The sequence below is a fragment of the Vibrio sp. Y176 genome (genome assembly GCF_033438945.1).
Map to the genome: position 1 here is coordinate 1 of NZ_JAWOQS010000961.1, position 560 is coordinate 560.

At 46.6% G+C, this 560-nt stretch carries 1 protein-coding gene and 1 pseudogene; both read right to left on the minus strand.

Features of this window, described 5'->3' with window-relative positions; translation table 11 throughout:
• Window positions 1-177, minus strand: a pseudogene (locus tag R7O13_RS29640) (HlyD family secretion protein); the annotation flags it as partial.
• 38 nt (window positions 178-215) lie between these two features.
• Window positions 216-560 (minus strand): MarR family transcriptional regulator (locus R7O13_RS29645; RefSeq protein WP_318305563.1); only part of this gene is annotated, 345 nt, incomplete at its 5' end.

Sequence of the window (560 nt, forward strand, 5' to 3'; positions counted from 1 at the left end):
ATAAAGATGGGTGATTTGTCCATTAACACGGGGGGCGACCTTAGTTACCACTCTGGTAGCCATCGCCTGAGGAGTTAACGGCATTGCTAAATCAGCAACAAGAAAATAGGCAAAGACAAGGACAAACGCGACGCAAGAATATTTGATCCAACGCGCGAACTTTTGGTCTGGAGTCATAGGCGTTTACTTCTCTTTTTTTATTAGGATTTCTGACTTTATTCGCCAAGTGAATCGAGCGCATTGTGAGCAATTTGCTCTAGGATCAAGCCCAATTTCTTTAGCTCTTGATCATTGATTTCTGAGAGCAGTTTTCGACGGACCTGCAAGATGCGTTCTTCCATTTGTATCAACAGCTCTTTGCCTTCGTCCGTTAAGCTGACAATTCGTGCTCGCTTGTCATGCTCACAACAACGTCGCGTAACGAGCGATTGCTCTTCGAGCAGTTTTAGCGTGCGCATCAACGAGGCAAGCTCAATCTCAAGCGCTTCAGCAAGTTGCTTTTGACTGATGTTGTCGCCCATTCGATACAGCTTCCAAAGCGCCGTCCAGCGCGGGTAAGT